21 protein-coding genes are annotated in these 19,979 nt (G+C 40.6%); 14 read left to right on the top strand and 7 right to left on the bottom strand.

Going from position 1 to position 19,979, the window contains the following annotated elements; genetic code table 11:
- Positions 1-505 precede the first annotated feature (505 nt).
- The 3 genes from BGO42_RS16025 (at position 506) to BGO42_RS16035 (ending at position 3,635) form a co-directional block, all read left to right on the top strand.
- Positions 506-1,066: an L-threonylcarbamoyladenylate synthase gene (locus tag BGO42_RS16025; protein WP_177736438.1), complete on the top strand. Its 561-nt coding sequence runs from the start codon at positions 506-508 to the stop codon at positions 1,064-1,066.
- 37 nt (positions 1,067-1,103) lie between these two features.
- Positions 1,104-2,537 carry a CCA tRNA nucleotidyltransferase gene (locus tag BGO42_RS16030; protein WP_273243628.1) on the top strand — a complete coding sequence of 478 codons (1,434 nt, stop codon included), beginning with the start codon at positions 1,104-1,106 and terminating at the stop codon, positions 2,535-2,537.
- 81 nt (positions 2,538-2,618) lie between these two features.
- Positions 2,619-3,635: a COX15/CtaA family protein gene (locus BGO42_RS16035; RefSeq protein ID WP_273243630.1), complete on the top strand. Its 1,017-nt coding sequence runs from the start codon at positions 2,619-2,621 to the stop codon at positions 3,633-3,635.
- A 5-nt stretch (positions 3,636-3,640) separates the two neighbouring features.
- On the opposite strand, the gene BGO42_RS16040 is transcribed toward BGO42_RS16035, so the two are convergent.
- The 7 genes from BGO42_RS16040 to BGO42_RS16070 form a co-directional block, all read right to left on the bottom strand.
- Positions 3,641-4,396 carry a LytR/AlgR family response regulator transcription factor gene (locus tag BGO42_RS16040; RefSeq protein ID WP_177735529.1) on the bottom strand — a complete coding sequence of 252 codons (756 nt, stop codon included), beginning with the start codon at positions 4,394-4,396 and terminating at the stop codon, positions 3,641-3,643.
- Between the two features lie 44 nt (positions 4,397-4,440).
- Positions 4,441-4,776: a 2TM domain-containing protein gene (locus tag BGO42_RS16045; protein WP_273243632.1), complete on the bottom strand. Its 336-nt coding sequence runs from the start codon at positions 4,774-4,776 to the stop codon at positions 4,441-4,443.
- 12 nt (positions 4,777-4,788) lie between these two features.
- Positions 4,789-5,094, bottom strand: a complete 306-nt coding sequence (locus tag BGO42_RS16050; protein ID WP_273243634.1) for a 2TM domain-containing protein — start codon at positions 5,092-5,094, stop codon at positions 4,789-4,791.
- A 27-nt stretch (positions 5,095-5,121) separates the two neighbouring features.
- Entirely contained in the window at positions 5,122-6,462 is a 1,341-nt protein-coding gene (locus tag BGO42_RS16055) for a 2TM domain-containing protein (RefSeq protein WP_273243636.1), read from the bottom strand.
- Between the two features lie 3 nt (positions 6,463-6,465).
- Positions 6,466-6,912: a GNAT family N-acetyltransferase gene (locus tag BGO42_RS16060; RefSeq protein ID WP_273243638.1), complete on the bottom strand. Its 447-nt coding sequence runs from the start codon at positions 6,910-6,912 to the stop codon at positions 6,466-6,468.
- A gap of 1 nt (position 6,913) precedes the next feature.
- A complete protein-coding gene (locus BGO42_RS16065) occupies positions 6,914-7,543 on the bottom strand; it encodes a tetratricopeptide repeat protein (protein ID WP_273243640.1) in 630 nt (209 codons plus the stop codon).
- A 135-nt stretch (positions 7,544-7,678) separates the two neighbouring features.
- Complete coding sequence (locus BGO42_RS16070) at positions 7,679-9,829, bottom strand: TonB-dependent receptor (protein ID WP_273243642.1); 2,151 nt, start codon at positions 9,827-9,829, stop codon at positions 7,679-7,681.
- Between the two features lie 166 nt (positions 9,830-9,995).
- Here BGO42_RS16070 and BGO42_RS16075 point away from each other — a divergent pair, with 166 nt between their 5' ends.
- The 11 genes from BGO42_RS16075 (at position 9,996) to BGO42_RS16125 (ending at position 19,961) form a co-directional block, all read left to right on the top strand.
- Positions 9,996-10,340, top strand: a complete 345-nt coding sequence (locus tag BGO42_RS16075) for an MmcQ/YjbR family DNA-binding protein (RefSeq protein WP_273243644.1) — start codon at positions 9,996-9,998, stop codon at positions 10,338-10,340.
- Positions 10,341-10,357: 17 nt separating this feature from the next.
- Positions 10,358-10,729 (top strand): VOC family protein, encoded by a 372-nt coding sequence (locus BGO42_RS16080; protein WP_273243646.1) that lies wholly within the window; start codon positions 10,358-10,360, stop codon positions 10,727-10,729.
- A gap of 87 nt (positions 10,730-10,816) precedes the next feature.
- Complete coding sequence (locus BGO42_RS16085) at positions 10,817-12,079, top strand: chloride channel protein (RefSeq protein ID WP_317168397.1); 1,263 nt, start codon at positions 10,817-10,819, stop codon at positions 12,077-12,079.
- Between the two features lies 1 nt (position 12,080).
- On the top strand, positions 12,081-12,680 hold the full coding sequence (locus tag BGO42_RS16090; RefSeq protein ID WP_177735550.1) for an HPP family protein: 600 nt from the start codon (positions 12,081-12,083) through the stop codon (positions 12,678-12,680).
- Between the two features lie 317 nt (positions 12,681-12,997).
- On the top strand, positions 12,998-13,309 hold the full coding sequence (locus tag BGO42_RS16095; protein ID WP_177735552.1) for a hypothetical protein: 312 nt from the start codon (positions 12,998-13,000) through the stop codon (positions 13,307-13,309).
- 51 nt (positions 13,310-13,360) lie between these two features.
- Complete coding sequence (gene gloA2, locus BGO42_RS16100; protein WP_177735554.1) at positions 13,361-13,750, top strand: SMU1112c/YaeR family gloxylase I-like metalloprotein; 390 nt, start codon at positions 13,361-13,363, stop codon at positions 13,748-13,750.
- A 76-nt stretch (positions 13,751-13,826) separates the two neighbouring features.
- Complete coding sequence (locus BGO42_RS16105; protein ID WP_273243650.1) at positions 13,827-15,056, top strand: T9SS type A sorting domain-containing protein; 1,230 nt, start codon at positions 13,827-13,829, stop codon at positions 15,054-15,056.
- Positions 15,057-15,209: 153 nt separating this feature from the next.
- Positions 15,210-15,755, top strand: a complete 546-nt coding sequence (locus BGO42_RS16110) for an IS1096 element passenger TnpR family protein (protein WP_177735558.1) — start codon at positions 15,210-15,212, stop codon at positions 15,753-15,755.
- Between the two features lie 214 nt (positions 15,756-15,969).
- Entirely contained in the window at positions 15,970-17,028 is a 1,059-nt protein-coding gene (locus BGO42_RS16115) for a nucleoid-associated protein (protein ID WP_177735560.1), read from the top strand.
- Between the two features lie 108 nt (positions 17,029-17,136).
- Positions 17,137-18,993 (top strand): BamA/TamA family outer membrane protein, encoded by a 1,857-nt coding sequence (locus tag BGO42_RS16120; protein ID WP_273243653.1) that lies wholly within the window; start codon positions 17,137-17,139, stop codon positions 18,991-18,993.
- 71 nt (positions 18,994-19,064) lie between these two features.
- Positions 19,065-19,961, top strand: a complete 897-nt coding sequence (locus BGO42_RS16125; protein ID WP_273243655.1) for an ABC transporter ATP-binding protein — start codon at positions 19,065-19,067, stop codon at positions 19,959-19,961.
- Positions 19,962-19,979 lie beyond the last annotated feature (18 nt).

Raw genomic sequence — 19,979 nt, forward strand, 5'->3', positions numbered from 1 at the left:
CTTAATAAACATTTTTAAAAGTATCGCTTTCTGTTTTTTTCATTGCCTATATGTATGTTATTCTCATTTTTAAAAAAAATGAGCAATGCAATCCGTCAGGTATTTAAAACCCTCCCAAACAGTTGATTCAAATCGTCTCTTAACAAAAAACAGCTTATGCATTACGCCCGCTGCCTGTTAATCCTTTTTTATCCCGGTTATCAGACAACTGCAATAATACCGTCGCTAACAATATTTTCTTTAATAATAGCCGGTTTAAAAAAAATCAGATCAAATAACCTATAGTATTTACGTAATGCATGGAATAATGTTATATATAATTTTTAATTTTGCGACCGGAATAGAAAACATTCCGACACATACCTTACAATGAATATTGGGCTGTAATTGCATCAACAATTTTTCCTTTGATCTTGATATGCCAATCGGGCTGTCTTTTCATCGAAATGCCTTTTATGATAATGAGTAAAAAAACAGAGTAGTCAAAATAAAATCAGTGTACATGATGCAGGAAGAAATACATAAAGCATACGAAATCATCAAAAACGGGGGCATCATCTTATACCCTACCGATACCGTTTGGGGTATTGGCTGCGATGCGACCAATCCCGAAGCCGTAAAAAAAATATACGAACTGAAACAACGGGAAGAAAGCAAAAGCATGATCGTTTTGATGAATGGCGATAAAATGATGTACAATGTATTTAAGGATATTCCTGAAGTGGCCTGGCAAATTCTGGATTTATCGGAAAAACCGACTACGCTGATACTTGACAATCCGAGAAATGTAGCCAAAAACATTATCGCTCCCGACAATACGTTAGGCGTTCGCATCGTGAAAGAGCCGTTTTGTTTTAAACTGATTGAACGCATGAAAGTGCCGTTGGTTTCCACGTCGGCTAATATCAGCGGAGAACCCACTCCAAAATCATTTAAAGAAATAAGCCCGGCAATTTTGCAAGGCGTTGACTATGTTGTAAATTTGCAGCACGATAAAGTTGCAGGAAAACCCTCCACTATTATCAAACTGTCGTCAGACAGTCAGGTAAAAATCATACGAAAATAATACAGGCCACCTACCTGCGAATGGTAGATTCAAATTAATGAAAAAGCAAGATTCCTATAAAGAGGCATTACAATCCAAGATATTTGAAATTATTTCAGATGCTGCAAAAGAACTGAATGTTGAATCTTATGTTATCGGAGGTTTTGTCAGAGACCTTATACTTGAGCGTAATCACAAAAAAGACATTGATATTGTTGCAGTAGGTAGCGGAATCGAATTAGCCTTAAAGGTATCCGAACGTATTCCGCACAACCCGAAAGTCCAGGTTTTTAAAAACTATGGTACCGCGATGCTGCGTTATGAGGACATGGACATCGAATTTGTGGGTGCCCGTAAAGAATCTTATCATTTTGAAAGCCGGAACCCGGTAGTCGAAAACGGAACGTTGGAAGACGACCAGAACCGTCGGGACTTTACCATAAATGCTTTGGCACTTTCGTTGAATCAAGCCAATTTCGGAGCCTTAGTCGATCCGTTTAACGGATTATCCGATCTGGAAAACAAATGCATTAAAACCCCTTTAAATCCCGATATCACCTATTCTGACGATCCTTTACGCATGATGCGTGCGATCCGTTTTGCCGCACAGCTCAACTTCACGATCGAAAAAGAATCGCTGGAGGCTATCGAACGGAATAAAGACCGTATCAATATTATCTCCGGAGAACGTATCGTCGATGAGCTGAATAAGATCCTGCTTGCCGACAAACCGTCAACAGGCTTCTTATTGCTGTACCAAACCGGTCTTCTGGATATTATTCTGCCGGAACTGACCGCGCTGAACCAGGTAGAGGAAATTGAAGGACACACGCATAAAAACAATTTTTACCATACGCTGGAGGTTGTCGACAATATCTGCCCGAATACAGATGATGTATGGTTGCGCTGGTCGGCATTACTGCACGACATCGGGAAAGCCCCTACCAAGCGTTTTAATAAAAAACAGGGATGGACCTTTCACGGACATGAATTTTTGGGTGGAAAAATGGTCAAAAAAATATTTGAACGCCTGCACATGCCGTTAAACCACAAAATGAAATTTGTGCAAAAAATGGTCATGATGAGTTCCCGTCCCATCGTATTGGCTCAGGATCTGGTTACCGATTCGGCTGTTCGCCGCCTGGTTTTTGATGCCGGCGAAGATGTTGAAAACCTGATGACCTTGTGTGAAGCCGATATTACCACCAAAAACCCGAATAAGTTTAAGAAATACCATCATAATTTTAAAATTGTCCGCCAGAAGATCGTTGAAGTGGAAGAACGCGACCACGTCCGTAATTTCCAGCCGCCAATTACCGGAGAAGAGATCATGGAAATTTTCAACCTGAAACCTTCCCGTGAAATCGGTCTTTTAAAAGAAGCCATTAAGGAAGCCATACTGGAAGGAGAAATCCCTAATGAATACCAGCCGGCTTATGACTTTATGATGCAAAAAGCGGAAAAACTGGGACTGAAAAAAGTAACTGAATAATGTTTACGGAATGTTTCGGCATACTGTAACGAAATAATACAAAGACAATACGGTTGTCTTTAAAATTTGAATTCCAATATCATGAAAAAACATTTTACTTCCATCGCAAAAACGGCTCTTATTTTAGTTTATCTTGTAATTGTTGCCGGTGCACTGGTGCGTATGACCGGTTCCGGAATGGGTTGCCCCGACTGGCCGAAATGTTTTGGATATTATATTCCTCCAACGGATGTTAAAGAACTGACGTGGAGTGAAAACAGGGAATTTAAAAAAGGACAGGTAATCATTAAAGACCAAAGTCTTTTGGTTGCCAAAGATAATTTTACCACCGGAAGCACATTTGAAGCTTCCCATTGGGAAAAATACACCAAACACGATTATGCGATTTTTAATCCGACGCATACCTGGACAGAATATATTAACCGTTTAACCGGTGCTTTGGCAGGATTGGCCTGTTTTGTTATGGCTATTGCTTCTTTCTCGCTCTGGAAACAAAGTAAAAAGATCACACTGCTGTCCTGGCTGGTAGTCTTTATGATGGGATTCCAGGCGTGGCTGGGTGCTACCGTGGTCTATTCGGTACTGAATCCGGTAAAAATTACCGTTCACATGGTAATGGCTTTGGTTATTGTTGCCGTGATACTCTATATCATCCGACTGGCAAAACCGGTTAGTTCCGATAAAATATTCAATCCGATGTTCCGTACCGTATTGTGGGTTTCTTTAGGACTTACGCTGGTACAGGTGGTTTTGGGCACACAGGTGCGCCAGTTTGTAGACGAACAGGTAAAATCCGGAATTGGCAACGAAACCCTGTGGCTGAGCAACCCGGAAATCAGCTTCTATTTCCACCGGACATTCTCTTTCCTTGTTTTGTTTGCCAACCTGTTTTTATATTTAAGAAACAAACGTCTTAAATTAGGTTTTGACAAAATTAACTGGGTAATGCTGCTTTTACTGGCAGAAATAGCTTCCGGAATTGCCATGTACTACCTTCATTTCCCGTTTGGCAGCCAAACCATACACTTAGTACTGGCTTCCATCCTGTTCGGAATACAGTTTTATATGATTTTAGAAGCCCGAAAAAATAGGCTGTAGTAATCCTAACCGATCCAGTCTTTAAAATCACTGACTCTTTCCCGGCTTACAATAACTTCCTCTTCTTTAAATGTGGGTAAGATCACTTTTAAACGGGAATTGCTGTACAGGATGATTTCTTTTACCGCTTTCATCGGGATGATAAATTTACGGCTCACCCGGTAGAAATCCTTCGGGTCGAGTTCCGTTTCCAGCTGTTCTAATGTAATATCCAGCAAATAGTTACGGTTGTCAAGCGTGTGCAGATAGGTACCTTTATTCTCGCTGAAAAAGCATTCTACCTCATCAATGGGAATTACTTTTAGCTGCTGCCCGATTTTAACGGTAAACCGTTTTTTATACTGTTTATCAACAGGGTTAACCAGCATTCGTTTAATGGTTTCAAAATCGAGTGACAAATCCTGGGGTTTTGGCTGTCTTTCTTTAAATTTCCGGAGTGCTGTTTCCAGATCGTCTTCATCGATTGGTTTCAGCAGGTAATCAATACTGTTTAGTTTAAATGCTTTTAAAGCATACTCATCATAGGCCGTTGTAAAAATCACGGCACTTTTAATTTCAATCTGTTCAAAAATCTCAAATGATAAACCGTCGGAAAGCTGGATGTCCAAAAAGATCAGCTCCGGATGCGGGTTGTTGTGAAACCATTCCAATGCTTCTTCTACAGAGTGGAGCATGGTTCCTACCTTTAATCCCAGTTTTTCAACTTTTCGCTGCAGCAGTCGGGCAGCCGGTTTTTCGTCTTCAATGATAATGATATTCATTTTGTGTGCTTATAATGCTAAATTAAACAAGATTCCTTTCAGGATTATTCCCAGCGTTCTCTTTTTTCCTTTTCCATAAACGCTTTGATCTTGCGTTCTTCCCAGTTACGGCCAAAGAAAAAATCATAGCCAAAAACCCTTAACCCGTGTGCCAGAAGACCAATTCCCCAGCAAAATGCGGTAAAAAAGTTTTTAAACTGAAAATAGCTTTCGCCTTCTTTAAGATCCTGGATATTCAGAAAAACAATAAAGAGGTTAACAATAATATAAACGATTAAGTGTGAGTAAAATCCTTTGATTCTTTTTACTCTTCTCGCAGCATCCGCATAACGGTCGTCTGCGCTATAATCCTTATCCCAGGAGTCAAATCTTTTTCGCATTGGTCTTGATTTTTATTTCCAGTTTTTTTTACGTGCTTCTTCTTTTTCAATAAATTCCTGCATTTTGCGCTCCTCCCAGTCCTTACCTAAAAACGGCATATAATTAAAAACTTTCATACCGTGAATGGCTACGCCAACACCCCAGCCCAGCATCGGGTAAAAAAACCACAAATGTTCCGGTGAGGTTAACAGGTTCATTGCCATTAAAGCAAGGTTCACAGCTATATAAGCCGTCAGGTTCCCGTAAAATCCTTTTATTTCTTCTACTCTTTTTTTCGCTAACCGGTAGCGTTCTTCTTCATTATAATTACGTTCCATAACATTATTTTTTAGTTGCCTTTCGCTTTACTTCCAGTTTTTTCTGCTGTCGTTATCCTGCTTGTCCATTAATTCCCTGATTTTGCGTTCTTCCCAGCTGGCTCCATATCCGAAAACACTGAAACCGTGAATGAACAATCCCATTCCCCAGCCCAGCATCGGGAACCAGAACCACTGGAATTGTGAAGAAAAGGTCAGGTTAATAAAAACCAGTGTAGGAATCACCAGGCAGTAGGAAATCATATTCCCGTAAAACCCTTTGATGGCTTCCACTTTCTTTTTGGCTCTGTAATAAGCCGAATCATCGTGATGTTGATAGGTTTCCATAATTCCAACTTGTTTTGTTAACATTGGTAACCGCACAATAAAATCTTTATCGGTCTGCTCAATTTTCACTTTTCTGTCGGTAAGTATCGCATAACGGTTGATGATATTCTGCAATCCCACACCCTGCCTGTCCTTTAAAACTTCTTTTTTCTGAAAGTCATTCTGTACAACCAGGCAGTTGTCCTGTTCGTAAATGCGGATGTGAAGCGGCTTTTTCTCACTCACCACATTATGTTTGATCGTGTTTTCCAGTAATAACTGTAACGAAAGCGGAACCACTTTGCCGTCCGGATTTTCCAGCTGCTCCGGATGCTCATAAAAGAGGCTGTTTTCAAAACGCATTTTCAGAAGATTCATATAGGTTTTCGCAAAAGCCAGTTCTTCATCTATACTAACAAGCTCTTTGTCCCGCTGTTCCAGCACATACCGGTATATTTTCGATAAAGAGGCCGTAAACCGCTGGGCATTATCCGGATTTTCCTCTATCAGCGAACTCAGTACATTCAGGCTGTTAAACAAAAAATGCGGATCAATCTGATTTTTTAAGCTTTCAAATTTTGCCGAAGCCGTTCCGGCTATTATTTTTTGCTGCTTGACCCTGTTTTCCTGGTAAGAACGGTAAAAATAAATGGCATGTATGATGATCGTTACAATAAATGTAATCACAATTGCCACCAGGTAATTCCCTGCTTTTTCCCTTTCCAGAAACGCGTCCAGCGTGAGCTTGTTTAAAACAACTTCCTCAAAGATCCTTAGCAGGAAAATAGTTCCCAACGAAACGGCAAAAGAGCCAAAGAAACCTATAAAAATCCTTTTCGGCGAGAACCGGTCTTTTACAAAAATCCGGTCTAAGCCAATAAACACTGCCATATTTGCCATATATAAAGCAACAGAATACAACACTGTACATTCAAAAACAAGCAGCAGCTTATCATCAAAGGCTATTTTTACGCCTATAATCAATTGGATGAAAAACATCACCAGAAAGATGATCACTCCTATTATCAGTGAACGAAAAAAATGTTTCAGATATTTATTCATGCTTTAGCTTTCTTGCTTTGATTGATAATTCTCAAAGGTCATTTCAAATTTCACTTCACCGTTTGTATAGATTCCAACCGCATTCCATCCTTGTTTTGTATAGAACACTTCGGCTCTGGTGTTTGGCGCCGTGCCCAGATAAACCGTTTTCCGGGTCTGCTCAAAGTACCAGGCTAACATTAACCGGTGCAATTCTTTCCCGATTCCTTTTTCGGCATAATCAGGATGAACAAACAGTGCCCAGATATTATTTTCCTGTAAATCCACTATCGAGAAGCCAACAATTTTTTCCTCTGCGATACAAACCCAGCCTTTGCCTTTTTCGGTGATATAAAAAAGGACGTCTTTATCCGGAACAATATTGGGATTGCTCAGCCGGTTCTCTTTTACGGCATTCCGGACGATCTGAATTTGTGCGATATCATCGCTGTGGGCTTCTCGGTATAGCATCTTATTTCGGGCAGTTTTTTAATACTTCCTGCGCTCTTTCCAATCCCCAGTTTGGGTGAAAAGGCGATTCTGGTTTAAAAGTAGCAAAAAGTTCTATTGCTTTTTCAATCTGTGCACACATTGGCTTGGTATCTTTTCCAAAATATTTAGCCCCACCAATTTCAAATTCCGCTTTTGAGAAAACCACCCGTGGATTATTTGGCGCGATAGCCAGTGCCTTATAATATTGTTCCATCGTTTTACCGGACAGAGTCATCCCGTTTACCTGAGGGTCATAAACAATCCAGGCGGTATAAATCAACGCTTGTGTAACCATCAATTCCGGGTTATTCGGACTTAAAGCTGTAGCCTCGTTCTGGGCTTTTTGGGCTTTCTCCAAAAGAGCCGGAAGATTTCCCCTGTTTTTTTCAATGGCTGCAAAAGCTTCTGTAGTGTTTATCAGCGCGATATAATAGTCCGGCAGCCAGTTGTCTTTTTCTACCAGGGCAATTCTTTCAAACATAGCCGATGCTTCTGCCGGTTTTCCTTCTCCCCAAAGCCCTAACGCTTTGCCCATTCCTTTTTCATACTGCGTCTGAGCAAATGTCATACTACAAACGAATAATGCTAATGCGGTGATAATTTTTGTCATTTTTAGATTTTTTTAGTTATTGGTTACTATTTAGATTGATGATTAAAACTTCTTTATTTACAGTTCAAAAGTAGCCCTGTTTTAACACCCGGAAAACTTATCGTTACCCAACTGTTGTTTTTCGGGGATGAATTGTTACAGGTTATCCAATTGGTTTGATTTCTTGTCCTGGCTGATCGTCCAGAAGAAGCCCACAAAGAAAAAACGGTCTGCCGGCTGCGTAATCGCCTGACGCTGGAACTGCCCGCTCATATCCGGTGAATTGGCATATTGGTAACCAAAAACATTGTCATTCCCCAATACGTTGGAAACAGAAAAGAACAAAATCTTTTGCTGTGACAACAAATAGGCCCAGCTCACACTCAGGCTATTATAGCTTTTGGTTTTGCCATTCATAAAAAGTGTTTCATTAGGATTATTGTATGGTCTTCCGGTTGCAAAACTGTTGGTTACACTCAGCTGGGAACGCAAATCGTCAATCCAGTATTTCCCAACCACCGAAAGTGTATGCTTTGCCACAAAACCCGGTGTAACCGAAGCGGTATAGTTTTTATAATCCCTTTTGCTATCAATATAGGAATAGGAAACCCAGTAATCCAGGCTTTTAATCGATTTACTGTCTCTCCAGAAAATATCCAGTCCTTTGGCAAAACCGCTACCGTTGTTATTGTAAACACTGTTGTATTGCGGTAAGTCGGTATTGTATTTTACCAGATTTTCGTAATCTTTATAAAAAAGCTCCGCTCTTAGGGTTTGCCCGTTCGCCGCATAGTTATAATTCAGCAGATAATGTGCTGTTTTTTCCGGTTCGAAACCCGACGTATATTTCAGATAATCCTGTTTTGGCAGCTGATGAAAATCTCCGTAAGCAACAGAAAGCTGTCCGTTTTTACTGGTCTTGTAAGCAAATGAGATCCGGGGATCGATCGTGCTTTTTTCCAATAAATCACTGTACATCCCGCGTACCCCAACTTTAGCGACAAAGTCTTTAGACAATACAATATCCGATTCGGCATACAAGGCACCAATACTACTGGTGTAGCCGCTTTGAAAGGCATTCACATCCTGGAAAAAATGCTCTTTAAAATCGGTCAGGAAATAATCCCCGCCAAAAGTGAAACGCACTTTATTTGAAAACTTCTTGGACAATTTTAATTTCAGGTGCGCTGCATTTTCCCTGTTTTTTAGAAAATCGGCATTCAGATCCGTTTTATTCTGACTGTATCCTAATCCCACTCCGGTCTGGATGGTCCAGTTTGCTCCAAAATTGCCTTTATAGGACGAGTTCAGGTAAAAATTACTGTTCTTCATGTCTACCCGAACCGGATCGGCATAGTTCACATCTTTTTGGTTCAGGTCAAAACTTGCATGGTCAAAAGCCGCATAAAACTTAAACAGCCCGTTTTCAAAATGACGGCGGTACACCATTTCTCCCGACATGGACTGGTACGGCTTGTTCCAGTCTACATTTTGTTTGATCAGCTTCTGATACGGTTCCAGGTTAATATAGTTCACGTTAAAACTCAGCGAGCTTTTTTCCCATTTTTGGGTATTTCCCACGCCCAGACCAACGGTCATAAAAGCAACATCTGTTTTTTCCTGATCGGGATCGTTAATGGTACTCAAAAGCAATACACTCGATAAGGCATCGCCATATTCGGCAGAATAACCACCGGTAGAAAAAGAGATTCCGCTAAATAAAAAAGGTGAAAAACGCCCTCTGGTAGGCAAGTTGTTTGCCGATGCGCCATAAGGCTGTGCCACACGAATACCGTCAATATAGGTTTGCGTTTCATCCGATTCTCCGCCTCTCACGAATAAACGTCCGCTTTCGCCAACAATCTGTGCACCCGGTAAGGTTTGCAGCGCTCCGATGATGTTCCCGGCAGAACCCGCTGTGGTAACGATATCCAACGGTTTTAGCACTGCTGCCTTTGCATTGCTGCCCGCCTGGAAAGTTCCTGCCGAAATAACCACAGCATCCAGCGCATTCACGCTTTCTTTCAGCTTAAACGATCTTGGCTGGTAGCTTTCCACTACAATCGCTTCTTTTGTGGTTTCAAAAGTCAGAAAACTAATTAAAAGTGTCTGGTTTCCTTTCGCATCCGTTTCAAAGGTAAAAGCGCCGCTAGCATCAGAGGAAGCCCCGTCATAGGTTCCTTCAATAAACACGTTCGCCCCTTCAAGCGGTTTCCCTTTCTGATCGACCACCTTACCGGAAATTTTGGTTTGTGACTGGATAGCCAGACAACTTAAAAAGCAAAAAATAGTAATTATTGTTTTCATTATTTCTGTATTTTGATAGGACAAATTTGCAGCACCTGACTGCCGTATCATAAAAAAGAATACTGAATTGTAAAATATAGCGGACGAACTGTAAATTAAAATAAGACATACTGCTTTTAAAACTGCAAAATGACGTAACTTAGCCTGAACACCTAAAAAAAACAGTATGGATATTACTGAATTACAAATACTTTGCACTTCTTTTCCGGGTGTCACAGAAGACATCAAATGGGGAGATGATTTGTGTTTTCATATCGGAAACAAAATGTTTTGTGTAATTGCCCTCAATACGGTTCCGGTTACCGCATCGTTTAAAGTAACAGCCGAAGAATTTTCAGAACTCATTCATAGAAAAGGAATCAAGCCGGCGCCTTATGTCGCCCGTTACAAATGGGTTTTGGTTGAAGATATTGCGCTGTTATCGTCAAAAGAATGGCAGCATTATATACAGCAGTCGTATCACTTGGTCAAAGACAAATTACCGGCGAAAGTCAAAAAGGAATTGCAATAACTCAAAATCAGGTCATCATGAAAATCCCAGATCAGTATCTTCCGGTTATGCCCTATATCATTATTGAAGAAGCCGAAGCTTTTTTAAGCTTTACCAAAAAAGTACTGGATGCACAGGAACAGCTTATCATTCCCGGTGAAGGCAGCAGAACCATCATGCATGGCGAAATCAGGATTTTTGACGCCGTGATTATGTTTACCCAGAAACCCGACGGTTTTGATGTGCGGCCCTGCGGAATGTTTATCTATATTGACAATGTGGACCTTGTTTATAAAAAGGCTATCGAAAACAAAGCCGTTTCCTTAATGCCGCCTGTACAGCAGGATTATGGTTATACTGCTGGTTTTGAAGATCCTTTCGGCAACCAGTGGTGGATTGTAAATGCCTAATTTTAACTTTTTCAATACTATTTTTAGTATCGCAATAACTACTTTTGTAAATCTAAATCAGTTTGCGAACTTCTCCCAATGAAAAAAATGTCCTTAATCAAGAAGAATCATCGCTGGATTATTCTTCAGAAATTGATTATCACCTCAGCCATAATAGGCTTTTTAAGTGCCTTATTAGGGAACACTTTAAAAAAAATAACGGAACATTATGAAGAAATTTTCTTCGCTCTGGCAAAAAACAACTGGATGTTGTACCTGCTGTTTCCGATCCTGAGTTTTTCAATCATTTATTTTTTAAGGCAAACGTTATTCAAGAAAAAGGAGAACAAGGGTATCAAGGAGATTTATGAAAGTACCGATTCCAAAACCAAAAACCTCCCGGCCTATAAAGTTTCCTCTCATTTCCTTAACGGATTAATTACCGTTATTTTTGGCGGTTCTACCGGGATTGAGGTTTCTACCGTTGTCGCTTCAGCAGCAATCGGTTCGGTGGTACAGCAAAAGGAAAATGTTTTCAAACGTTATAAAACACAGCTCATCTGCGCCGGAATTGCCTCCGGAATCACCGCTTTATTCGGCAGTCCGATAGCCGGGCTGATTTTTGCCTATGAAGTGATTTCCGGAAAGTTTTCCAGATCTTTTTTACTGACCAACGGAATTGCCGTAGCTGTTGCTTTCACCTTCACTCATTTTGTAGACAGCCAGCCCATGTTTAACATCGCGGTTTTACCCTGGCACCTGCACGCTTTGCCATACATGATTTTGTTAGGCATAATAGCCGGCGTGAATGCGGTGTATTTAAACCGCTGCGTTTTACTTTTCAAACAAAAATTTGCGACAATAGACAAACAGCATTTAAGAATTTTAATCGGTGCCGGTTTCGTCAGCTTGGCATTATTGCTGTTACCGCAGTTATACGGAGAAGGATATCATGCTGTAAAGCAACTGATACACTATTCCAGTAATCTGAAATTAACACTATCCTTTGCCCTGACCTTAATTATGGTAATCCTGATCAAACCGATTGTCACTTCGCTTACTCTGGTTTCCGGTGGTGACGGCGGTGTGTTTGCGCCAAGTCTTTTTATCGGCGCCTTTTTAGGATTGCTGACCGCTTCCGTTCTGAATACTTTTTTTAATGCCGGTGTATTGCCTATCAATTTTATGGTAATCGGAATGGCGGCCATGTTGAGCGCCAGTATCCATGCACCGTTTACCGCCTTATTTTTAGTTTGTGAAGCCATAAACGATTATACGTTGTTTGTACCGATCCTGATCGTGTGCTTAATTTCAAAATATACAGCCAAACTGATTTACCCATATACTGTTTACAGTTATTCGCGAGTATAATATGCCTACAAAAAAAATAAAACGGAATTACCGCAAAGCCAAATATGTCCTTTACAAAGAGACTTTAGTCGATTTCAAGGAGCACTTTTGGGCATTTACCGGTTCATTCGTCGGATTGGGAATTATCAGCTACCTGCAATACGGTTTGTACTCCGTTCAGGATTATGTTTTCCTGATCGGTTCATTCGGTGCCTCCTGTGTACTGGTTTATGGCGTGATTCAAAGTCCGCTGGCACAACCGCGTAATCTGGTGGGTGGTCATCTTATTTCTGCCATAATTGGCGTGACCATTCAAAAACTGATCCCCGATGTGATCTGGATTGCTGCCCCGCTGGCCGTTTCCCTGTCCATTGTTTTTATGCAGATTACCAAAACACTTCATCCGCCCGGCGGTGCCACTGCCCTGATTGCGGTTACCGGATCGGCAGATATTAAAGCCCTGGGATACTGGTATGTTATTTCTCCGGTGTTAAGCGGTGCCCTGATCCTTCTGGCGGTAGCGCTGTTGTTCAATAATATGACGTCCAACAGGCAGTATCCGTCGCATCAAAAGTTTACCCATTTTAGAAAAAGGATAAAAGAGCGTTTAAAAAACAACTAGCAATATGCCGCACGTTTTAGCCACTTTAAAAAAGGTTCTTTTTGAGGACATCCGGAAGCCAGCCTGCCGGAAATGATTTACCTGCGCTAAATAGTATCGCTCCATAATTCTGAAAAAACGAGAATAAATAACAAAAAGATATCAATATTTTAATTACTGCTAAAATATTATAATTATTACATTAAATTTCTTAGTATTGCAAATACAAATATTAACTACCTAAAATTATGAAATACTTTAAATCTTTATTAGTTATCGTTGCTTTATTTGCGATAAATTCAATTTCAGCACAATCAATTTCTGATAAATGGCCTCAAATGAGAGATTATCAGGATTTATTGACTAAAACTTACCGTGATGCTTTAAAAGGTGACCTGAAGCCTATTAAAGGAAATGCCGAAACACTGGTTCAGTTTTCAGAAGCACTTAACGAATACAAATTCCCGGATCATATTGCCAGAACAGAAGAATTAGCTAATAAAATCATTGCTTTAAAAAATGATACCAAAGCGCTTAATGATATCATCAACAGCAAAGGTACAAACGATGCGATCATGAAAGCTTTCAATAAACTGAATGCGACGAACAAAGCGTTAAACGCTCCAAGTAGCAAACCAGCAAAAAAATAATAAAAAAAGCCTAGTTAACTAGGCTTTTTTTATGCTTCTAAATGACATCCCATGCTTAGCCTCAACAAAGTGCATCACATTGCCCTGATTTGTTCCGATTATAAAAGATCCAAACATTTCTACACCGAAATCCTGGGTTTAACCGTCCTGCAGGAAGTTTACAGAGCCGAACGGCAATCGTATAAACTGGATTTAGCCATCAACGGTAATTACTGCCTGGAACTCTTCTCTTTCCCGGATCCGCCGCTACGTCCTTCCCGGCCGGAAGCTGCCGGACTGCGCCATCTTGCTTTTGAAGTAAATGACATTCACGATACCCACGAATACTTAACACAAAAAGAAATCGATTGTGAAGCGATCAGAGTCGATGAATATACCGGAAAACGCTTTTTCTTTATTGCCGATCCTGATTTACTGCCGGTTGAGTTTTACGAAAAATAAATAAAAATCCGTTTTTACCGAATTTTACATACAAAAACCTTATAATTGTAAACCAAAATTCAATAAAAACGCATTAATGAAACTAAAAATACATTTCCCGGCTGTACTGTTATTGCTGTTCTATACGGCTGTTCATGCCCAGAATGAATCCCGAAACATCCTGTTTGTCGGTAATAGCATTACTTACTTTAACGATATGCCGGTATTGTTTAAAGATATCGCTAACAATAAAGGAAAAAATGTAACCACACAAATGCATGCCGTTGGCGGTGCCGGATTTGCAGATCATGCTGCCAATGCTGCCGTGTACAATCTTTTCCGGGAAAAAGTATGGCATGCGGTAGTGCTGCAACCGGGTTCCGGCGAATCGGCCGGTGCCACTGCATCTGTAAACCAGACCATCCAAAGAGGCCGGATGCTGATCGATTCCATAAAAAAATACAGTCCCTGTGCCAAAGTACTGTTATATGAAATCCCGTATGGCGTTCCTTCCGCTAACAACTACGCAACCTATTTTACCATTCAGACCCGCATCAAAGATTCGCTTACCAAAATGGCCGATAACCTGCACGTTCCGTTTGTTCCGGCTGGAGAAAGTGCCCGGATGCATTATACCGCCCAGCAGGATCTGCTTTTGCACGGAACGTACAATGATATCCACCCGAATCTGAACGGCTCTTATCTTGTTGCAGCAACCATGTTTGCCGCCATTTTCCAGGAACCGGTAACCGGAACCATTGCCTTTGGTAATGTAACCCCTAATACTGCTACCTATTTTCACAATATTGCCGATCAGGTTGTGTTACCGAATAAACCGCAATGGCGCATCAATACGTTCGACCTTCACGCTAATTTTGAATACCAGCACAATAACAATACGGTACATTTCACCAATACTGCCGCAAACTTTACAGCACTCGAATGGGATTTCGGAGACGGAACAACCTCATCCGAAAACAATCCGGTGCACCTTTTTACAAGCAGCGGACAGAAAACCGTCACCTTAAAAGCGTTTCGTAACGGTTGTGTGGAAATCATCGAAAAACAAATCGACCTGGGAACCTTAACCTCTGCTGCATTTACCACAGCCGGGCTTATGCTCTATCCCAATCCTGCCGGAACGGTACTGAACATTACCAATAACGAACCGGCTTCCGGCATTCGTATTGTGAATACTGTCGGACAGGAAATGTACCGCAATGCCCAACAGCAGCACAACTGGAAAATTGACGTTTCCGGATATGCCACCGGAATTTATTTTATAATTACCGATAATCAGGCTGTGTATAAATTTATTAAGTCGTAAACCCTTTCTTTTCCTTTTGTACCGGCTCATCCCCTTTAGCCAATAAAGCACTGTAAACAAGAAACTTATAAAACTTAACTAAAAAATTATCAACACTAATTGGATTAAAAAGGATTAAACGTAACTTTGGCTTTTTAAAAAACAAAAAAGGTTATGGTTTATAAATTCAGAGTAATACTCGATGCTGAGGAAGATATATTCAGAGATATTGCGATCCTTGAAGATAATTCTTTAGAGGATTTACACAACGCTATTGTTAATGCCTTTGGCTTTGACGGAATGGAAATTGCTTCTTTTTACACCTGTGATGACGAATGGACACAGGAAGATGAAATTCCATTATTTGATACCGGAGATGTTCCCGGTGAACAAAAAACCATGGCTGATTACCCGCTTTCTTCTATTTTAGATGAAAACAGTACTAAAATCATTTACGTTTACGATTTCCTTAATATGTGGACATTCTTTGTGGAACTGGCTGCTGTTGAAGACGAAGAAAACGGTGTGACGTATCCTGATTTATTATTCGCTCACGGAGAACTTCCAACAGATGCTCCTACAAAAGATTTTAATTCGCCAATTGTATCCAACGATGATATGTATGGAGAATTTGAAGATGATTTTGACGACGAAGATTTCGACATGTTCGACGGAGACGACAGTTTCAACGATATGGGGTTTGAAGAAAACTGGAACTAATTTCACTGCGGCCTGTAAGCTTGTTTCCAAACGATAACCGGTCGCTTTCCGAAATTCGAATGCCGTTATGGCGGCATATATTATTATAACAAATCTCAATTCAGCAAAATACACAGCGTAAGCGGCATGCTATTTTCATGCTTCGATGAGTACGGAAATAACAACCGTTATTTTCTGACCTGATTCCGTTTGCCCTGTACCAAATTTAACAACAATGATAAACTTATTCAACACCCACATCGACAATCTTTCTATTCACAGAGTAGGAAATAAAAGCCGTAACGAAGCCATCTTTTTATCCGAAACACCTTATGGTATTGATGACGAGATCATGCCTTTACTAAAGGAATATTTCTTTAAACCATTCCGGGAAAAAGAAGAAAATTATTTTCAGTTTGCCCATGATGTTGATTTGGATTATAATGAAATGTTCAATTTTTCCAACGAGATTTTCACTAATCCGGGAAGCATACACGACGTTTCTAAAAAAATAACAAGACACTTATTTGAACAGTCCAACCACCCGCACATTAAAAACGGTGAGGTATATGTAACGTATTTAACCAATGTATCCATCGATAACAATGTGGTGGATGCTATCGGTATTTTCAAAAGTGAGTTAAAAGCCGATTTCCTTCAGTTTGAAGAAAGAGAATCTACTCTGGAGATGATACTGCAACAAGGTATCAACCTGAACAAACTGGATAAAGGCTGTATCATTTTCAACTACAAAAAAGAAGAAGGATACAAAATCCTGACCATAGACAGCAACCGTTATGATGCGCGTTACTGGCTGGAGCATTTCCTTTCTGTAGATGCGTTTCAGGATGAAAACTTCAAGACTAAAAAATACCTGAAATTCTGCCAGGATTTTGCGAAAGAAGTAGTACTTCCGGCAGAAGACAAAAAAGAAGAGGTAATGTTCATGAACCGTTCGGTAAACTACTTCGCTAAAAATGACGAGTTTGAAGAAACCAACTTTTTAAATGAAGTAATTGACAATCCCGATTTGATTTCGGAGTTCAAAAACTACAAAGTAGACAAAGGGGAAAAATACAGTATTGAAGACCTGACCAATTTCCCGATTGCGAATGCAGCGGTTTCCGATGCCCGTAAAAAAATGAAAAACACTATCCAGCTGGATACCAACATTCAAATCAAACTGGATTTCATTAATCCGGAAAGTGCTGAAAAATTTGTAGAAAAAGGCTGGGACGAAGAAAAACAGATGTATTACTACCTTGTTTACTTCAATAAAGAACAAAAAAGCTAAAAATAAAGAGGTCGGATTCGGCCTCTTTTTTATTTCCCGCATAACAACATTCATTTTTTTTCGTTCATAAATTTATTTTTATATCTTTAAATATAGGTTTTTCTGCAAATGTTAAAAAAAACACTCCCTATCCTATTCCTCTTTTTTGTGCTGCTGCCACAAGGTTATGCTCAGGACACAAAAACCAAAGTAGACTCTTCCAAGGCTATTTACCAGGATATTGAGAAGTTTTCCAAAAAGAAAAAATTTACCCGTTTTATACACCGGCTGATCTTCCGGCCAACCCGAAGCGTTACCACGCCCAGAAAAGAAATCAAAGCCGCACCGCCGGCTAAACCGATGTCTTACCTGCCGTTTGAAGGAAAAGTTATCCGCAAGATCAGGATTGAAACACTGGATCCTTTCGGCTATTCAGTTACCAATGAGGATGAAACGCCCAATAAATGGATTGAACGTTTTGGTAACAGGATTCACATTAAAACCAAAAACTGGACGGTTCGCAACCTGTTGCTTTTTAAAAAATATGAAACTGTCGATTCCCTTAAAATGCGGGAATCGGAACGTTTGGTTCGTCGTCAGCGGTACGTGAGAAGCGTTACGATCAAACCGGTTGCCACCAACAGCCCCGATTCTATTGACGTGGTTGTACGCGTACTCGATTCCTGGAGTTTTATCCCTACCGGAGCCTTTACCGGTTCCCAGAGCAATCTGGAAATAACCGAGCGAAACTTTTTAGGCCTCGGACATGAATTTGAGAACAACTTCAAGCAGCGTTTTTCCGATAATAAAAGTGCTTACAGTGCGAAATATACGATTCCCAATATCCGGAATACCTATATCAATACGGTATTGCGCTATGAATACGGACTGGAGGACGACTACATCAAGGGGTTTGCCGTAGAACGTAGTTTTTTCTCCCCGTTAACGCGCTGGGCAGGCGGTTACAGCTTCGAACAGAACTTCCACAAGGAAGAGTTCAAAGACGGTACTTTTGATGAAAACGGTACGGCAAATACCATTTTTCAAAACTTTAAAACCGAATCCCAAAATTTCTGGGGCGGACATGCTTTCCGGATCTTTAAAGGACGATCGGAAGACAACCGCATTACCAACCTGGTCACGACCGCCCGTTTTTACAATTCAAAATTTATTGAGAAACCCGATGTAAAATACGATTCCATCAACTATTTTGCCAATACCAAATTGTACCTTACCAGTATCGGTATCACAACCCGAAGCTTCGTACAGGAACGCTATCTGTTTAACTATGGTATTATTGAAGACGTTCCGGTTGGAAGAGTCTATTCGATCACGACCGGTATACATCAGAAAAACGGCCTTAAAAGATTGTACCTGGGATCGCGGGTATCCTTTGGCGACTACCATGATTTCGGCTTTTTAGGCACCACTGTGGAATGGGGCGGGTATTTTAACGGTTCACTGACCCAGCAGAGTGTTTTTCGTTTTGAAGTCAACTATTTCACAAAACTCATCGAATACGGCAGCTGGAAATTCCGGCAGTTCATCAAACCCGAATTTATCATCGGCAGCCACCGTTTGCAAACGGACCGCGATTTGCTGACGCTTTCCGGAAACAACGGTATTCAGGGATTTGACAGTGTTGATTTTTACGGAAACCGGAAAATCCAGATGACCTTCCAAACCCAGTCCTATATGCCGGGCAGCTGGTACGGCTTCCGTTTCAGCCCTTTTGCGAACTTCTCATTCGGAATGCTGGGGGATCAGGACCACCTTTTTTCCAACCGTTTGTACTCCAAATTCGGACTGGGCGTTTTGATCAGTAACGACTACCTTGTTTTTAACAGCTTTCAGCTGTCGTTTGCCTTTTACCCAAGTATTCCGGGTGCCGGCGACAATATTTTCAAAACCAATTCTTTTAAGAATAATGATTTTGGACTGCAGAATTTCCAGATCGGAAATCCTTCAGTAATTCCTTACCAATAATATCTTACTTTTTTAAGTAACAAATTGCAAAGTGCCTCGTCTTATCTCTAATCAATCAAAAAAGCACCATTTTGGAAACAATACTTACCATTGAAAATTTAGACAAACGCTACGGCAGTGTACATGCTGTTAAAAACGTTTCTTTCGAAATTAAAAAGGGAAATGTTTACGGCATTTTAGGACCTAACGGCAGCGGAAAATCCACAACCCTGGGAATCATCCTGAATGTTGTCAACAAAACCTCCGGCAGCTACAAATGGTTTGACGGAAAATTAGATACGCACCACGCATTAAAAAAAGTAGGCGCTATAATCGAACGTCCGAACTTCTATCCGTACCTGACCGCTGAAGAAAACCTGAAACTGGTTTGCAAGATAAAAGACATTCATTATGACAAAGTAAAAGAAAAACTGGAAGTCGTGGGACTACTGGAGCGAAAAGACAGCAAATTCAGAACGTTCTCTCTGGGTATGAAACAGCGGCTTGCCATTGCTTCGGCCTTATTGAACGATCCGGAAATCCTGATCCTGGACGAACCAACAAACGGATTGGATCCGCAGGGAATCCGCCAGATCAGGGATATTATCAAATTTATTGCTGCTAACGGCACCACCATTCTCTTAGCCTCTCACCTTTTGGACGAAGTGGAAAAAGTATGTTCGCATGTAGTGGTTCTTCGCAAAGGGGAAATACTATATACCGGAACGGTTGACGGAATTATTTCCAATGAAGGCTTTTTCGAATTACAGTCTGAAAACAACAGCGCATTAAAACTTGTTTTAGAAAAAATTGATGCCGTTGAAAAAATTGATGAAGAAGACGGAAAACTTTTTGTTTACCTGAAAGCTCCGCTGGAAGCTTCGGCACTTAACCAGCATTTATTTCAAAACAACATTGTACTGAACCACCTGGTTAAACGCAAACACAGTCTTGAAGAACAGTTTTTACAACTAACCAACAACCGTTAATCATCAATCAACAAATCA

Source organism: Flavobacterium sp. 40-81 (assembly GCF_001898245.1).
Lineage (GTDB): Bacteria > Bacteroidota > Bacteroidia > Flavobacteriales > Flavobacteriaceae > Flavobacterium > Flavobacterium inviolabile.

Bases quoted from the DNA above. Each gene is read 5' to 3' on its own strand.
- BGO42_RS16070 (WP_273243642.1), bottom strand. From the start codon at position 9,829: ATGAAAACAATAATTACTATTTTTTGCTTTTTAAGTTGTCTGGCTATC.
- BGO42_RS16075 (WP_273243644.1), top strand. From the start codon at position 9,996: ATGGATATTACTGAATTACAAATACTTTGCACTTCTTTTCCGGGTGTC.
- BGO42_RS16085 (WP_317168397.1), top strand. From the start codon at position 10,817: ATGTCCTTAATCAAGAAGAATCATCGCTGGATTATTCTTCAGAAATTG.
- BGO42_RS16040 (WP_177735529.1), bottom strand. From the start codon at position 4,396: ATGAATATCATTATCATTGAAGACGAAAAACCGGCTGCCCGACTGCTG.
- BGO42_RS16110 (WP_177735558.1), top strand. From the start codon at position 15,210: ATGGTTTATAAATTCAGAGTAATACTCGATGCTGAGGAAGATATATTC.
- BGO42_RS16105 (WP_273243650.1), top strand. From the start codon at position 13,827: ATGAAACTAAAAATACATTTCCCGGCTGTACTGTTATTGCTGTTCTAT.
- BGO42_RS16065 (WP_273243640.1), bottom strand. From the start codon at position 7,543: ATGACAAAAATTATCACCGCATTAGCATTATTCGTTTGTAGTATGACA.
- BGO42_RS16050 (WP_273243634.1), bottom strand. From the start codon at position 5,094: ATGGAACGTAATTATAATGAAGAAGAACGCTACCGGTTAGCGAAAAAA.
- BGO42_RS16025 (WP_177736438.1), top strand. From the start codon at position 506: ATGCAGGAAGAAATACATAAAGCATACGAAATCATCAAAAACGGGGGC.
- BGO42_RS16055 (WP_273243636.1), bottom strand. From the start codon at position 6,462: ATGAATAAATATCTGAAACATTTTTTTCGTTCACTGATAATAGGAGTG.
- BGO42_RS16090 (WP_177735550.1), top strand. From the start codon at position 12,081: ATGCCTACAAAAAAAATAAAACGGAATTACCGCAAAGCCAAATATGTC.
- BGO42_RS16035 (WP_273243630.1), top strand. From the start codon at position 2,619: ATGAAAAAACATTTTACTTCCATCGCAAAAACGGCTCTTATTTTAGTT.
- BGO42_RS16080 (WP_273243646.1), top strand. From the start codon at position 10,358: ATGAAAATCCCAGATCAGTATCTTCCGGTTATGCCCTATATCATTATT.
- BGO42_RS16120 (WP_273243653.1), top strand. From the start codon at position 17,137: ATGTTAAAAAAAACACTCCCTATCCTATTCCTCTTTTTTGTGCTGCTG.
- BGO42_RS16060 (WP_273243638.1), bottom strand. From the start codon at position 6,912: ATGCTATACCGAGAAGCCCACAGCGATGATATCGCACAAATTCAGATC.
- gloA2 (WP_177735554.1), top strand. From the start codon at position 13,361: ATGCTTAGCCTCAACAAAGTGCATCACATTGCCCTGATTTGTTCCGAT.
- BGO42_RS16030 (WP_273243628.1), top strand. From the start codon at position 1,104: ATGAAAAAGCAAGATTCCTATAAAGAGGCATTACAATCCAAGATATTT.
- BGO42_RS16115 (WP_177735560.1), top strand. From the start codon at position 15,970: ATGATAAACTTATTCAACACCCACATCGACAATCTTTCTATTCACAGA.
- BGO42_RS16045 (WP_273243632.1), bottom strand. From the start codon at position 4,776: ATGCGAAAAAGATTTGACTCCTGGGATAAGGATTATAGCGCAGACGAC.
- BGO42_RS16095 (WP_177735552.1), top strand. From the start codon at position 12,998: ATGAGAGATTATCAGGATTTATTGACTAAAACTTACCGTGATGCTTTA.